This is a genomic window from Enterobacter genomosp. S (genome assembly GCF_001631805.1).
GTDB lineage: Bacteria > Pseudomonadota > Gammaproteobacteria > Enterobacterales > Enterobacteriaceae > Enterobacter > Enterobacter quasihormaechei.
This window is the reverse complement of the sequence record NZ_LVVA01000012.1, coordinates 1-12386: the sequence shown is the minus strand read 5'-3', so window position 1 is coordinate 12386 and position 12386 is coordinate 1. Positions and strand designations below refer to the sequence as shown.

At 48.7% G+C, this 12386-nt stretch carries 21 protein-coding genes and 1 pseudogene; 18 read left to right on the top strand and 4 right to left on the bottom strand.

What is annotated here, in order from left to right; all coding sequences use genetic code 11:
* Window positions 1-203: 203 nt before the first annotated feature.
* Window positions 204-599 (bottom strand): hypothetical protein, encoded by a 396-nt coding sequence (locus A3466_RS23680; protein ID WP_023311188.1) that lies wholly within the window; start codon window positions 597-599, stop codon window positions 204-206.
* Window positions 600-693: 94 nt separating this feature from the next.
* On the opposite strand from A3466_RS23680, the gene A3466_RS07720 reads away from it, so the two are divergent.
* The 13 genes and pseudogenes from A3466_RS07720 (at window position 694) to A3466_RS07665 (ending at window position 7400) form a co-directional block, all read left to right on the top strand.
* Complete coding sequence (locus A3466_RS07720) at window positions 694-951, top strand: transcriptional regulator (protein ID WP_023311189.1); 258 nt, start codon at window positions 694-696, stop codon at window positions 949-951.
* Window positions 951-1403, top strand: a complete 453-nt coding sequence (locus tag A3466_RS07715; protein WP_062936211.1) for a hypothetical protein — start codon at window positions 951-953, stop codon at window positions 1401-1403. The genes A3466_RS07720 and A3466_RS07715 overlap by 1 nt, the downstream gene beginning before the upstream one ends.
* A gap of 22 nt (window positions 1404-1425) precedes the next feature.
* On the top strand, window positions 1426-2343 hold the full coding sequence (locus tag A3466_RS07710) for a helix-turn-helix domain-containing protein (protein WP_082830920.1): 918 nt from the start codon (window positions 1426-1428) through the stop codon (window positions 2341-2343).
* 2 nt (window positions 2344-2345) lie between these two features.
* The gene (locus A3466_RS07705; RefSeq protein ID WP_063144598.1) at window positions 2346-3086 is read left to right on the top strand and encodes an ATP-binding protein; all 741 of its coding nucleotides are present in this window, start codon (window positions 2346-2348) and stop codon (window positions 3084-3086) included.
* 17 nt (window positions 3087-3103) lie between these two features.
* Window positions 3104-3760 carry a DUF1627 domain-containing protein gene (locus A3466_RS07700; protein WP_063450091.1) on the top strand — a complete coding sequence of 219 codons (657 nt, stop codon included), beginning with the start codon at window positions 3104-3106 and terminating at the stop codon, window positions 3758-3760.
* Window positions 3761-3961: 201 nt separating this feature from the next.
* Window positions 3962-4300, top strand: a pseudogene (locus tag A3466_RS07695) (class I SAM-dependent methyltransferase); the annotation flags it as partial.
* Between the two features lie 466 nt (window positions 4301-4766).
* The gene (locus A3466_RS07690; RefSeq protein ID WP_063450089.1) at window positions 4767-5123 is read left to right on the top strand and encodes a hypothetical protein; all 357 of its coding nucleotides are present in this window, start codon (window positions 4767-4769) and stop codon (window positions 5121-5123) included.
* A 90-nt stretch (window positions 5124-5213) separates the two neighbouring features.
* Window positions 5214-5348 carry a hypothetical protein gene (locus A3466_RS23780; protein WP_280730296.1) on the top strand — a complete coding sequence of 45 codons (135 nt, stop codon included), beginning with the start codon at window positions 5214-5216 and terminating at the stop codon, window positions 5346-5348.
* Window positions 5349-5540: 192 nt separating this feature from the next.
* The gene (locus A3466_RS22815; RefSeq protein WP_063450088.1) at window positions 5541-5864 is read left to right on the top strand and encodes a hypothetical protein; all 324 of its coding nucleotides are present in this window, start codon (window positions 5541-5543) and stop codon (window positions 5862-5864) included.
* Between the two features lie 175 nt (window positions 5865-6039).
* On the top strand, window positions 6040-6258 hold the full coding sequence (locus A3466_RS07680) for a hypothetical protein (RefSeq protein WP_063450087.1): 219 nt from the start codon (window positions 6040-6042) through the stop codon (window positions 6256-6258).
* Window positions 6259-6402: 144 nt separating this feature from the next.
* The gene (locus A3466_RS07675) at window positions 6403-6699 is read left to right on the top strand and encodes a Ref family recombination enhancement nuclease (RefSeq protein WP_063450086.1); all 297 of its coding nucleotides are present in this window, start codon (window positions 6403-6405) and stop codon (window positions 6697-6699) included.
* Window positions 6692-7060, top strand: a complete 369-nt coding sequence (locus A3466_RS07670) for a RusA family crossover junction endodeoxyribonuclease (RefSeq protein ID WP_063450085.1) — start codon at window positions 6692-6694, stop codon at window positions 7058-7060. Before A3466_RS07675 ends, A3466_RS07670 begins: the two co-directional genes overlap by 8 nt.
* A complete protein-coding gene (locus tag A3466_RS07665) occupies window positions 7053-7400 on the top strand; it encodes an antiterminator Q family protein (protein ID WP_063450084.1) in 348 nt (115 codons plus the stop codon). The genes A3466_RS07670 and A3466_RS07665 overlap by 8 nt, the downstream gene beginning before the upstream one ends.
* Here the strand turns inward: A3466_RS07665 and A3466_RS07660 are convergent.
* The 3 genes from A3466_RS07660 to A3466_RS07650 are packed head-to-tail and all read right to left on the bottom strand — an operon-like array spanning window position 7389 to window position 9533.
* Complete coding sequence (locus A3466_RS07660) at window positions 7389-8027, bottom strand: hypothetical protein (RefSeq protein ID WP_063450083.1); 639 nt, start codon at window positions 8025-8027, stop codon at window positions 7389-7391. The genes A3466_RS07665 and A3466_RS07660 overlap by 12 nt on opposite strands.
* On the bottom strand, window positions 8020-8448 hold the full coding sequence (locus A3466_RS23095; protein ID WP_063450082.1) for a hypothetical protein: 429 nt from the start codon (window positions 8446-8448) through the stop codon (window positions 8020-8022). Before A3466_RS23095 ends, A3466_RS07660 begins: the two co-directional genes overlap by 8 nt.
* Entirely contained in the window at window positions 8445-9533 is a 1089-nt protein-coding gene (locus A3466_RS07650) for a hypothetical protein (RefSeq protein ID WP_063450081.1), read from the bottom strand. The genes A3466_RS23095 and A3466_RS07650 overlap by 4 nt, the downstream gene beginning before the upstream one ends.
* Window positions 9534-10083: 550 nt before the next feature.
* Between A3466_RS07650 and A3466_RS07645 the strand changes: the two genes are divergently transcribed.
* The 5 genes from A3466_RS07645 (at window position 10084) to A3466_RS07630 (ending at window position 11925) form a co-directional block, all read left to right on the top strand.
* A complete protein-coding gene (locus A3466_RS07645) occupies window positions 10084-10488 on the top strand; it encodes a putative holin (protein WP_063450080.1) in 405 nt (134 codons plus the stop codon).
* A complete protein-coding gene (locus A3466_RS07640) occupies window positions 10485-10781 on the top strand; it encodes a phage holin family protein (protein ID WP_044489029.1) in 297 nt (98 codons plus the stop codon). Before A3466_RS07645 ends, A3466_RS07640 begins: the two co-directional genes overlap by 4 nt.
* Complete coding sequence (locus tag A3466_RS07635; protein ID WP_063450079.1) at window positions 10778-11410, top strand: glycoside hydrolase family 19 protein; 633 nt, start codon at window positions 10778-10780, stop codon at window positions 11408-11410. The genes A3466_RS07640 and A3466_RS07635 overlap by 4 nt, the downstream gene beginning before the upstream one ends.
* Before the next feature lie 82 nt (window positions 11411-11492).
* On the top strand, window positions 11493-11630 hold the full coding sequence (locus tag A3466_RS23430; RefSeq protein WP_165602748.1) for a hypothetical protein: 138 nt from the start codon (window positions 11493-11495) through the stop codon (window positions 11628-11630).
* Window positions 11631-11652: 22 nt separating this feature from the next.
* The gene (locus A3466_RS07630) at window positions 11653-11925 is read left to right on the top strand and encodes a hypothetical protein (RefSeq protein WP_063450078.1); all 273 of its coding nucleotides are present in this window, start codon (window positions 11653-11655) and stop codon (window positions 11923-11925) included.
* Window positions 11926-12386: the final 461 nt, after the last annotated feature.

Here is a 12386-nt window from a genome sequence, read left to right as displayed (position 1 = left end):
TCGTGGGCATCCTGCCTGTTCGCTCTGTTTACCCTTATCGCCGGGTAGGCGGAACGTTTACTGATTACTGCGTGTTTTGTTGGTCTAAGTTTATAAACAAATAAACCATAATGTAAAGTTAATAGTAAACAAAAAGACGTAAAAAAATGGATGTGGTTGAATTTGGAGAAAAAAAAGACCGCAACAGGCGGTCTCTAGGGAAGTTAGTCTATTTCGAGGTCTTTGAGCATCTGAAGGATTTCTTGTTTGCTCTTGCCTTTAAGCCTTGCCTTGAGCTCATTGTCTATGGAGTTAACTTGGGCCCTGAGATTTACCATGTGCTGCTCTTTTTCCCATTCAGCAAGACTGTCGAAAAGGTCTAGCAGTTCTTCATGGCGCGCGTCGAATGGGCGAGGGGATCTTATCTCTTCACCCATAGGTTCTTCATCAAGATAACCAGGAGCCATGCCGTAATCTCGTTCAATACGGCGCGCAGCTCTCTCGCCGAACGACGCTTTGCCGTTGATCAGCTGTGAAAGATAGCTCTTCTCTTTCTCCGGCAGGGTTCTGCTGGAAAACCATGCCGCTAGGCGCTTACGCCTGATTTCTTTTGTGTCCATGCAGTCATTTTGATTAGTAATTTCTAAATAAGCAAAAACTTGACATTAATGTTTAGTGGTTTATAAACTCACAGCTCAACACACAGGAGCAATTATGCAACTCAATGACTTTTTGAAAGCCGGTGGACCAAAGATCCGCAAGGCGCTGGAGCAACACCTTGGGATCTCGAAATCTTACCTCTCCCAACTTGCAACGGGGCGGGCTGCTATTTCGCCGAGTCGATGCATCGTTATCGAAACCTTTACCGATGGAAAGGTTTCTCGTTCTGACATGCGGCCAAGCGATTGGGCTGAAATTTGGCCTGATTACAAGCCAAAAAATAACACAACAGCTCAGGAGGATACTGACTGATGGAAATCAAAAAACTTGCATGCGAGCTGGAGTCCTGGGCGCAGGAAAAGGGCTGGAAGACAGTCACGCAGCTGATAACCCCGCATCACTTTGGCGATCTGCTTCAGCCATTGGATAACGTGACGGACCCTGATGAATACGCGCGCCGACTGCACAACAACAAGCAGATTATTCAGCGTGCATTCCGCAACGATACGCCTAATTACCTGAAACAGGCGGAAGCGCTGAGCTATGCCATCCGTACCGCCATTGATAACGAACTGGCGCAGAAAGACTGCATGCACTACCAGGCAGCCAGGGTTAACAAAGAGTGCATCGAAGCCACCAATGCGGTCTTCACTGGCAAACCGAAACCAGTAATCCGACGCGAAACTTTGGAAGCGATCGACGCGCTGGCGCAGATGGTCGGCGTCAAGGTGAAGCTGGTTTCGACTTGTTCGAACGCAGCCTAGTTCAGTTGTATTGAGGTGTTCTATGAGCATGGAACTGATGGTTCAGGCGATGAAGGTCAAGGTAGGAAATCCGCTTCGTAAGCTGGTCCTGCTTAAGCTGGCCGATAACGCAAGTGACCAGGGCGAATGCTGGCCGAGCTATCAGCATATCGCTGATCAGTGTGAGATCAGCCGTCGTTCCGTCATGAATCATGTTGCTGCGCTTTGCGAGTCTGGACTGATGCGAAAAGAGACCAGATCGGGGCCGAAAGGCAATGGCAGCAATTTCTACCGACTAACCCTGAGCGGTGCAAATACCAGTGCGAGGGTAGTGCAGGTGATTCACCAGGATGGTGAAGCAAATTCACCAGGGACTGGTGCAGGAGATTCACCAGATGGTGCAACACATTCACCAGGGGATAGTGAAGGAGATTCACCCAGAATCAGTCACTCTTCTGAACCAGTCAAAGAACCAGAAAATACTTCTTGTCCGGACGCTCCGCCGTCGGACGGAAAATTGACAAAAACCGATTTTTTAAAGCGCCACCCAGATGCGGTGGTCTGCAGCCCTGCAAAACGCCAGTGGGGCAGCCAGGAAGATTTGACCTGTGCGCAATGGATTTGGAAGCGCGTGCTGAAACTCTACGAGGAGGCCGCGACTTTTGACGGCGAGATCGTTCGTCCGAAAGAGCCGAACTGGACGGCCTGGGCGAATGATATTCGTCTGATGCGCACCCTTGATGGCCGTAGCCACAAGCAAATTTGTGAAATGTTCAAGCGCGTCCAGAGCGATACGTTCTGGGTTCGCCAGGTCAAATGCCCCGCCAAACTGCGCGAAAAATGGGATGACCTGATTATCCGCCTGTCGGCGCCGGGCACAGGGCATTACCAGGCTGGTGGACGGGATATCAATCAGATCTCCCGTCCCGATAACACCGTTCCGCCAGGATTCAGGGGGTAAGCATGCAAAACGCAGGTTCGATTCTCGATCGCCTTCGCCGTGTGATTCCGGCAGGCATTGAACCCAAATTCAAAAGTGCAGCTGAGTTAATGGCCTGGCAGCGCGAAGAAGGGCAAAAGCGCGCAGCTGAGATCGACAAGATCAACCAGCAGGCGCGGGCAGAGAAAATTTTCGGGCGATCCGGAATCCAGAACCTGCACCGCAGCTGCAGCTTCGCGAATTACACGGTGGAGGGCGACGGCCAGCGGCATGCTCTGAGTATGGCAAAGAGCTATGCGCAAAATTTTGGTACCGGGTTCGCCAGTTTCGTTTTCACCGGAAAGCCTGGTACTGGGAAAAATCACCTCTCAGCGGCGATTGGAAATTATCTGCTGAAACAGGGGCGAACGGTTCTGATTGTGACCGTGCCGGACCTGACCCTGCGCGCCAGGGCTTGTTATGACGAAGGGCGCTCTGAAGCCGCGCTGCTGGATGACCTCTGCAAAGTGGATTTGCTGGTGCTCGACGAAGTAGGCATTCAGCGCGACAGCCGCGGCGAGAAAGTTTTGTTGAACCAGATTATCGATCGCCGGCTGGCCGCTATGCGCCCCGTTGGCGTTCTGACCAACCTGAATTACGACGCGCTGGTAGAGACCCTGGGGGCAAGGGTCATCGATCGCCTGCGCATGGATAACGGCATTTGGGTGAATTTTGACTGGGAGAGCTATCGCGGAAACGTTAGCCACCTGAGACCTGTTAAGTGAATTTTGAGGAGAAAACTATGGAAACCGTATTGGATGCACTGAAAGCCATGAAAAAAGCAACATATCGCGAGGTTGCTGCCCGTCTGGATATCGAGCCCGTTGAAGCGCTGAAAATGCTGCGCGAGCAGAAAGAGCAGGGGTTATGTGATTTTGTGGATGGCGGCTGGTTCCTCGGTACCGCGACAGAGCAGAAGCCGAAGCGTATCAGACCAAAGCAGGTCTCGCCGCTGGTTGAGAGGGTGCTGCCAGCAATGCAGGGGCAGGGGGCCATGAGCGCCAATCAGGTCGCTGAAAAGCTGGGTAAAAGCCCTAGAGCCCTTAACGCTTCGCTGGGTGCAATGTGCAAGGACGGCCTGGTCCTGCGCCATGTGGACGGTAAAAACATCACCTGGAGTCTTGCGGGTGAACCGGCCACTAAGCCAGAACCGCAGGAACCAGCGCCAGAGGGTAGCGACCAAGCAGCTGCGCCAGACAGCAAATCCACTGCTGAAATTATTCGGGATATCCCGGCATTCGCAAGCCGTCCGGATGACCTGATCATTCCGTCTTCACGATATATCTCGACTGAAATCCGCCGCACGAAAGCGAAGCTGGCAAAGCTGCAGCGTCTGCAGGTGGCCGTTCGCGAGCTGCGCTGCCACAAGCATCTGCTGGAGGGGCTGGGAAATGACTGATTTACCTAAATGCCCTGTATGCGGCATGTCTCCTGCACTGAGGGTCCGCAGTCGGGGAATGAACTGGGGTTCGGCAGAGGTCCGTTGTTCGAACGGTTGTCCTGGCATCCGCGCGGGATTTTCGTTCCCGCCTGATGGAGAGGCTGCGGCCCGGCGATTACTTCAAGAAAAATGGAAAGAGTTAGTGGAGGCAAAGTGAGCATGTCTGAGCAAACAATCCTGGATATGTGCTGCGGTTCCCGCATGTTCTGGTTCAACAAACGCGATACGCGCACGCTCTTCGCCGATATTCGCAGCGAAGAGCACGAATTATGCGACGGCCGCCGCCTCGTTATCCGTCCTGATTTGATTGCAGACTTCCGCGCGCTGCCGTTCGCTGATGCGTCGTTCCCGGTTGTTGTGTTTGATCCTCCACATCTTGAGCGTGTCGGCCAAACAGCATGGATGGGGAAAAAATATGGTCGATTGAACAAAAAAACATGGCGTTCTGACTTGCGCGCCGGTTTCAAAGAGGCGTTCCGGGTGCTGCGGTCACAGGGCGAAGTTATGCTGGGCGGCGATGATTTCAGCTGCACCTAAGATCTGAAAAAAACCATATGTTGTATAGTTGAATTTTTAGACGAACGCCTGTTTAATAGTTTTATCCCCGCGAGAGATCCAGAAAGGAGGGCCTTATTTTGTCCGAGTTTTTGTATTCCCCCGCATGCCGCTGCAGAGCGCAACATCTGAGTGTCTGACCAGGGGATGGAACAAGATTGGATAGTGGGCAAAGAGTGGCGACGGAGGTTGTGCCGATGTCTACCAGTTCACCCTGGGGGTGTTCAGCTCTTGCCTTCAGTGTTGCGATTGAAGGTTAACCCATGAAAACCCGAGAGGTCAGACAACCAATTTGCCAGAGGAGCATGCCCGGATCTATTCCGGCCAGCCAACCGAAAGCGATGCGAAAAAGCATAAACTCGGCCCTCCAGTCGCCAACGCAAAACGATTTACTTAAAACGGCAACTCCATGGATACTTTACTTGTATGGATGGTAGAACGACTGCATGAGTGGAATAAAAATAAGTCCGAACTCAGGCTGAAAGCTATCAAGGGATTAACCAATGCAATTTCGCCTACAGTTGTATACACAGAAAAACTGAGACGTGGTGAGCCAAACGACACAGAACAGGAAGAGCATCTTTATAGACTTTGGTATGAAGCATCATCTGATGTTATTGATTATGATCGGGATCTGGCTAAGAGATGTTTAGAAAAGTCAGAGTACTGGCTTAACTCGAAGTTTTACAACACAGAAAAAGTTAAAGAATTAAACATTTCCTTGGTTGGCATGAAAGCCACTCTTGAACAAATCAAACATAACTAATAATTTTGATTTTCCATAATCATCCAGCCATAATCATGTCATCGGAGCCTGAACAACTTCGATGACTTCTGCGCATTTAAGGGGACTTAAATGCGACCACAATCTGAACTCCTCACCTTGTCACAGATGCAGAAATGCACCTGCGGTTTTCTGCATGCTGCGTTTTCCGTTACCCAATACTACAAGCACAAGCAACTGCGCGATAAGCACGAGGTAAAAACGTAAACCTGATGGAGCTGTCATTAGGGGCAGTATGGCTAGTTGTTTTAATACCTACTGGTGGTCCTGGCTATGAGAGCAATTGATTGTTAATTAAGCATTTACCCGCTACGGCGGGTTTTTTACGCCCAAAATCTTGACCCTAGTTTTTTTGGTGTTACTGTATAAATATACAGTTAATTATCAGGGGTGATTTTCATGGGTTTTCCATCACCAGCAGCAGACTATGAAGAACCGATACTCACTATCACCAGCCTTTGCGGCTATGACGGCAACTGCCGAACCATCGAAACATCAGCCGGGTACGCGATCATAAACGTCGCCAGAAAGCCGGAAGTGAGTGACACCGTCCTGATTTCGTTCTGTGGCAGTCTGGATTTCGCAAAAGTCCAGGGGAAGGCGCTGATCACTCAGGATGGAGAGGCTATCGAGGGCGATGCGCTGGACGATGCAACCGTAATGGGCGTGGTAACGCACCTCCTGAATCGTGTGACCGATACTGACAATCGGCCTGTGATTTAAAAAGGCTGGATCTGATTTCTGTGGCTTGAAAGCAGATCGGTTAGACAGGTCAATTACAGTTAATTGATCTTTCTAACCTATTAGACATCTGGTTAGCGGAAACCTTTATGAAATCAGTTCACAGGGAGAAAAGGACCGCCCCCGCAAGGGGAAATCCATTTTTAGGGATGTACCCATGAAATTGAACGAATTTGCTGCCGGTCTCACCAAAGACGGAATACTTGTTTTATGTCTTACTGATGGTGAAATAACGGATTACCTGGTGACCAGCAAGGCATTGCGCACACTGATTCGCCAGGAAGGAAAAGGGCTTTCAGCCCAGACTCTGGACGATGAAGATCGGATAATAAACTTAAAGTCCCTGCCAGAAGCACTTAAGGTTCTCAAGCCGTAAGTGTTGATTTATAATAATCAAACGGGCTGAACACCCACTGATTACTGCGCCAACCTGAGGAATCAAAATGGCGCAGAGCATTACTCTAAACAAGTCTCACCGCCCGTCTATGTGCGGTGTTTCTGCTTATGCTGGTGGTCCAGCATGAAGAAAGCAGATAGCCTCCATCTTTCGCGTGTGGCCGCACTGGGCTGTATGGTGTGCCGCAACCTGAACCTGGGCGAAACGCCTGCGGAAATCCACCACATCCGAACCGGGCAGGGCACAAGCCAGCGCGCTGACCATCGGAAATCACTTCCCCTGTGCCATATGCATCATCGCAACGGCGGTTATGGTGTGGCGATTCATGCTGGCCGTCGCGCCTGGGAAATGAAACACGGCACCGAATCAGAGCTGCTGGTGCAGGTTATCTATCTGCTAGGCGAGGGCGCCGATGCCTAAATACATCATCACTCCAGTCGGAAAACCCCGCATGACCCGCGCTGATAAGTGGAAGCAGCGCCCGCCGGTGATGCGCTACCGCATGTTCTGCGATGAAGCCCGCCTGCATGATATCCGCGTTCCGGAGTCCGGAGCCCATATTACCTACGTTCTGCCGATGCCGCAGAGCTGGAGCAAGAAAAAGCGCGCGGAGATGGACGGCCAGCCCCACCAGCAAAAACCCGATCTGGACAACTTAACAAAATCTCTGTTGGACGCCTTGTTTGAGGATGATTCCCACATTTGGGACGCCCGGACATCAAAAATATGGGGCGAAACCGGAATGATAATTATCGATGATATTGGAGAGAAAAATGCGTGACATGTACGAGGTAATGGACCGCTGGGGAGCCTGGGCTGCAGCTGATAGCAGTGGAGTCGACTGGCAACCCATCGCTGCTGGTTTTAAAGGATTACTGCCGCACGGTAAAAAGTCACGCCTGCAATGTGATGATGATGAAGGGATCATGATTGACGGCTGCGTAGCGCGTTTGCGAAAGTATATGCCAGAAGAGTATGAGCTTGTTATAGCTCACTTCGTGATTGGAATTTCACTGAGAACGATAGCCAAAAAGCGAAAATGTTCAGATGGGACAATAAGGAAAGACTTACAGACAGCTCTTGGGTTTATTGATGGGTGTATTGCGATGCTACTTTTCTAATTTTTTACCAGTATAATGATACAAAGACACCCCCATATGCCTGACATAGTATGGTAGATCTGTTGCGGGGTGTTTTGATACTGATTTGAAACGAAGTGGAATAGTCTCTGTCTCAAGAGTGACATCATCGACATTCGCAGAGAGATAATTTTTCCAGTCGTTAAATTTAACAGCAGATTTATCTGCTTTAATATAAATCAGCATTCCTCCATGGTCATCTCGACATGTACCTGTACCATATCGCTCAGTAAGCTGTATCCATCCATCATGAATATATTTGGGGCCATCCCATAGTTTAGCTTCGCCGATCCATTCAAATTTACCACGTTGATGTTTCACTAAAATATCAACGTGTCCTCCATGTTGTGTATCATGCTCAACATCGTATAAGCGACCTTTTAAAAACGTTATAATACAGGCGGTTAGCTCGTCCTCTCCCCATTTTTTATCTTGATAAAAATGTTTGTTGTTTTCTAAATCCTGAATAGCATCATCTAAATCAATATATAACTGATTAACAAAAATTTCTTTTGTGGCTGCAAGTTTTCTTTGAATTATTCCACGAAAATCTGTATCGAATTTCATTAACAATTCAATATCAGCCAGGCTGAAATCTTGTTCAACCATGGAGAGATTCCAAAAAATCGGACGGAGTGAAATAAGGATAAAGATACTTATTAAAATTATCGACAAGCTCACCTGTTTCAGGGTGATAAAATTTTCCCGTATCTAAAGCATGCGAAATTAAGTCATCATCGACAGCTATGGGCTCTTCCAGAGTATCATCAATATACTGAAAGTGCATATTCAAAAGATGAGCTTTATAACTTGAAAAATAATCTGTAGCCTTAATTATAAGTACATAGTCTTCAGGTGTAGTTACATCAAGTCCAGTACCATTAATTAGGGTTTTATAAGTGAAATGTTTTACCTTGCGAGCATTTTCGCTTGTTAAAAAAAGAAAAAGTGTGCGACATACATAACGAGCAGGATCCTTAAAATCCTGTTCGATCTGCCTAAAAATGTCGCACATCTCTATCTTTTTCATCTTCTTCCCGCTTGCTTCGCCTTTTTAGCTTCACAAGATTTAACTGATTCCAGAATTCTTTCAACAATAAAAACAATGGAGTCAATATTATTACAATTACTGGCTATAGCTTCATACAACCGCTGTTTAGGGTTGTCAAGCATTGTACGCTTGCCGGGTAATGTTAGTTCGACAGACAGGATTTGTGAAGCGCTTTGCTTAAGATCCCAAATCTTACCCAACTTAAACTTTGTCAGAATCGGACTAGCAGCTTCACCTCCATGGTGATAACTGTCACGTCGTAAACACTGTTGGCTAGGCTTTAGCTTTAACGAGCTAGTGTTGCCATCGGCTGTAATGAACGAAACGTGAGAAACACGACCATCAATTTTTTCGTATAAATCCTGTATGGAGCCAAAAAGCTCTATGGGTTTGTTCAGATTGATGCCAGCATGCTCCTTCACGAATTTATGTACTAAATGTTGCTGATATTGGGATTCTGAGCGAGGCAAAACTGACAGATCAACTGTCTGTATGAGGAGTTTTTCGGATGGAAGAAGCATTACGCTGTTAAAACATTGTGTAACTTGCCGTGTTTTGCATTTTATCTCCCCTCCGTTGGCGCGCAGCTCCATTCCTGCATCGCTCAGATGGGTCTGATCAAGCTCAATTACCTCGGTGTAATATGCTTTGGAAACCAGAACTGCAGTTTCAATTTGTTTTTCATTGATGATATCGAGTTTTAACTCAGCAAAATGTATGTCGGTATCCGCGGCTAAAAGCTCTTCTTTTGATAGAGGGGCCGGATAGGCTTTAAGAAAGCTACTCTCGTCCTTTTTTAACAAGGAAAAAGCTGACTGAATCTTTGCGACATCGTTATCCTCAAGACGGTACATAGTCAGCAATCTCGTGCCGCTGAAGATAAGACCCTTCCAGAATTCATCAATCACTAATTTCAGTGCTGCATCCTGTTGGACTGCATGATTCATACGTTCAATAAATGGCGCTAAACCAGCTGCTGTAATGCCTAAGGAAGAGCCAAGCAGTTTCCTTGTGTTTCTCCAGCCAAACCTTGAATTGATGTTTCTGACAGTTTGCTCAAGCATTAAATACACCTTAATCCCATTAAAATATGACTAAAACCCTGTACTTTCTGAGTTTACACAAAATGCTAACGCGTACGCAAAAACTATCGTAACCTGTTAAGAGTGGTCTCTAAGCAACCGACTTAATCATCTGTTTTACCTCTCAAAAATCGATCTATGTCAATGTTCTATCCATTGCTCTTTGCTATTGCTAATTTTTAGCTAAGAGAAGGAGTAGTTCTATGAGAGGCTGTGCTGTCTGTGAATGTTCTCTAAACGATTCGCAAGAAGCTGTGCATAACGATATTGAATATAAGTCTTGTCCAAAGTGTTCAGCAGATGCTGGCGTTCATGTGTTTTATAAAACTGAAGACTTTGGGTACAGGGATATGGGCGATGGTAGGCACATTGTTCAATCTTGGTGTCCTTCTTGCCGTTCAGGGGAAAACCCATCTATACCTGAAGCGTTCAGATGTAAGTGACTAGTTTAATTTTCAAAAGGCTGCCATTAGGCGGCCTTTTTTGTTTCCCCTCGATTTTGAGAGGATCCACAGCAATAAGAGGGGGCTAAATGTCCGCAGAACCAATAACTGCAACGGTAACGGCAGGCGTGGCTGCTGGTACAACCGGAATCACCTTCGCCACGCTTTTCCCAGAGGCTACGCCCGCAGTGATGGTATGCTCCCTCGCAGGGGCGGCGCTGTATATCCTCAGTTCTGAGGACCACAAAATCTGGAAGCAGATTATTTTTGCGCTGATTTCTTTCATCGGTGGCGTTTATTGTGCCGGTACTGCTTCAGAGATTATCGCCGCCCTTATCAACGCCGGACTGAATCAGCTTAGCTCGCCTGTCAGCATAAAAGTTTCACCTGCGATTGGCGCGCTGGCGGCATCCACTGTTTCAGTGACTGTCCTGCTCAGGGGGCTCAAGCGCTCACGGACCGGAAACTTACCCGGTCTGAAGGGGGAAGAATGACGTGGCTAATGCAGAACTTCCCATGGCTGCTGCTTCACCTTAACGCAGTGGCCTGCATCATGATCCCGATACGTCTGATGTTCTTCAGGAAACGGGGTATGCGGCGTCGGCGGCTAATGGAGCTCCTCGCTTACGCCCTCATTCTGGCACCAGCCTATACAGCCTTTCGAATCTGGCATGGTGACTACGTTCAGGTCGATTACGGTGAAATTCTCATCAATGTTGTTGTCTGCGTTGCTGTCTGGCGTGCGGGCGGCAATATCGCTCGTATTACTGGAGAGAGCACAACGTGAATCAAACACAATTTCAGAGGGCGGCTGGTATCAGCGCCGGGTTAGCTACGCGCTGGTTTCCGCATATCGACGCCGCTATGAAGGAATACGGCATCACCGCACCGCTTGATCAGGCCATGTTTATTGCCCAGATGGGGCATGAAAGCACCAGATTCACCCGGCTGGTGGAGAACCTGAATTACGCGGCTGAAAACTTAGTACCGACGTTCGGAAGCCACCGCATCACTCAACAGCAGGCCGCCGCGCTTGGCAGAACGGCAACGCAACCGGCAAACCAGAAAGCGATCGCCAATCTTGTATACGGTGGTGAGTGGGGAAAAGAACACCTGGGCAATCAGGTTGCCGGTGATGGCTGGAGATATCGCGGTCGCGGGCTGAAACAGGTTACCGGCCTGAGCAACTATCGCAGTTGTGGCCACGCGTTGAAACTGGACCTTGTTACCCACCCGGAGCTGCTTGAACAGGATGAATACGCCGCGCGCTCAGCTGCATGGTTCTATGCATCCCGCGGTTGCCTGCTTCATTCCGACGATGTTGAGCGCGTTACGCTGCTTATCAACGGTGGTCGAAACGGGTTGGATAAGCGCCGCGCTCTGTTTAATCTGGCGAAATCAGTGCTGGTAATTTAGTCCAACCCATAAAGCAAAAACCCCGATTGCGCCAACAGTCGGGGTTTTCTGTTTCTACACCTGAGTGAGGCAGGGAGAAGCTGTGATTGATTTTAGCAAACTGATACGGGAGTTGCGAGAGATGGCTGAAAAATTGCCCAACTGGAAATTCCTTCTTATCTGGTCGGTGTTGTTCATTCTGTCAGTCGGTTATTTCATCGGGCAGGTGCGCTGGTGGTGACCATTAATATGACGAGGTGGCTATGAGTATCATCGAAATGATTTTGGGCGGTCTTGCTGCGCTGGTGGCCGTCGCATTCAGCGGTTTTGTTGCTGGCAATATTCGCGGCAGCGGAAAGGCAGAGGCAAAAGCCAGGCAGCAGCGCACCGAAGAGAACGCAGCGGCGGCCGTTACGGCGGCAGAACGTAAAGCTGAAGTCACTAAAGAGGCCAGCAATGTACAGCAGACTGTTAACCATATGCCTGGCGACGATGTTGATCGCGAGCTGCGGGACAACTGGACCCGTAAGAGTTGAGGTGGTGGACACGGCTTGCGACTGGGTTAAACCTCTCTACGGTACAGCGCACGACTGGGATGTACTGGACAGGCAGACGAAGCGCGACATCCTGGCGCATAACAAAGCCTGGCAAGCAAATTGCGGGAAAATTGAGCCTCATCCCTGAGGTTCGGACACAGTCTCTCCTCTGGACTTTAACCGTAGCAAAAACTGAGGATTCCGTTAAACGAATCGACAACTCTTTGGGGGGAGGCAGATGATTAATTGGCAGGGAGAAGCTTGAACAAATCAGGGGGGCTCATCCTTGAGCACACGGGTAGTCCTGAACGACGACTTCACCTGACATAGCAAAGTCTATGTAAGAGTCTAGAAAACAATGAGTATTTATCAAGGCGGGAAAGGAAAAAAGTCCCTTCCGAAATGAAATCCTGCAATTCGGAAGGGAGACCAAAGGGGTCATCATTACAAGAGAATGTAAA

What these genes read in the sequence shown, in the direction of transcription:
- A3466_RS23680 (WP_023311188.1), bottom strand. Translation starts at nt 599, where the DNA reads ATGGACACAAAAGAAATCAGGCGTAAGCGCCTAGCGGCATGGTTTTCC.
- A3466_RS07720 (WP_023311189.1), top strand. Translation starts at nt 694, where the DNA reads ATGCAACTCAATGACTTTTTGAAAGCCGGTGGACCAAAGATCCGCAAG.
- A3466_RS07715 (WP_062936211.1), top strand. Translation starts at nt 951, where the DNA reads ATGGAAATCAAAAAACTTGCATGCGAGCTGGAGTCCTGGGCGCAGGAA.
- A3466_RS07710 (WP_082830920.1), top strand. Translation starts at nt 1,426, where the DNA reads ATGAGCATGGAACTGATGGTTCAGGCGATGAAGGTCAAGGTAGGAAAT.
- A3466_RS07705 (WP_063144598.1), top strand. Translation starts at nt 2,346, where the DNA reads ATGCAAAACGCAGGTTCGATTCTCGATCGCCTTCGCCGTGTGATTCCG.
- A3466_RS07700 (WP_063450091.1), top strand. Translation starts at nt 3,104, where the DNA reads ATGGAAACCGTATTGGATGCACTGAAAGCCATGAAAAAAGCAACATAT.
- A3466_RS07690 (WP_063450089.1), top strand. Translation starts at nt 4,767, where the DNA reads ATGGATACTTTACTTGTATGGATGGTAGAACGACTGCATGAGTGGAAT.
- A3466_RS23780 (WP_280730296.1), top strand. Translation starts at nt 5,214, where the DNA reads ATGCGACCACAATCTGAACTCCTCACCTTGTCACAGATGCAGAAATGC.
- A3466_RS22815 (WP_063450088.1), top strand. Translation starts at nt 5,541, where the DNA reads ATGGGTTTTCCATCACCAGCAGCAGACTATGAAGAACCGATACTCACT.
- A3466_RS07680 (WP_063450087.1), top strand. Translation starts at nt 6,040, where the DNA reads ATGAAATTGAACGAATTTGCTGCCGGTCTCACCAAAGACGGAATACTT.
- A3466_RS07675 (WP_063450086.1), top strand. Translation starts at nt 6,403, where the DNA reads ATGAAGAAAGCAGATAGCCTCCATCTTTCGCGTGTGGCCGCACTGGGC.
- A3466_RS07670 (WP_063450085.1), top strand. Translation starts at nt 6,692, where the DNA reads ATGCCTAAATACATCATCACTCCAGTCGGAAAACCCCGCATGACCCGC.
- A3466_RS07665 (WP_063450084.1), top strand. Translation starts at nt 7,053, where the DNA reads ATGCGTGACATGTACGAGGTAATGGACCGCTGGGGAGCCTGGGCTGCA.
- A3466_RS07660 (WP_063450083.1), bottom strand. Translation starts at nt 8,027, where the DNA reads ATGGTTGAACAAGATTTCAGCCTGGCTGATATTGAATTGTTAATGAAA.
- A3466_RS23095 (WP_063450082.1), bottom strand. Translation starts at nt 8,448, where the DNA reads ATGAAAAAGATAGAGATGTGCGACATTTTTAGGCAGATCGAACAGGAT.
- A3466_RS07650 (WP_063450081.1), bottom strand. Translation starts at nt 9,533, where the DNA reads ATGCTTGAGCAAACTGTCAGAAACATCAATTCAAGGTTTGGCTGGAGA.
- A3466_RS07645 (WP_063450080.1), top strand. Translation starts at nt 10,084, where the DNA reads ATGTCCGCAGAACCAATAACTGCAACGGTAACGGCAGGCGTGGCTGCT.
- A3466_RS07640 (WP_044489029.1), top strand. Translation starts at nt 10,485, where the DNA reads ATGACGTGGCTAATGCAGAACTTCCCATGGCTGCTGCTTCACCTTAAC.
- A3466_RS07630 (WP_063450078.1), top strand. Translation starts at nt 11,653, where the DNA reads ATGAGTATCATCGAAATGATTTTGGGCGGTCTTGCTGCGCTGGTGGCC.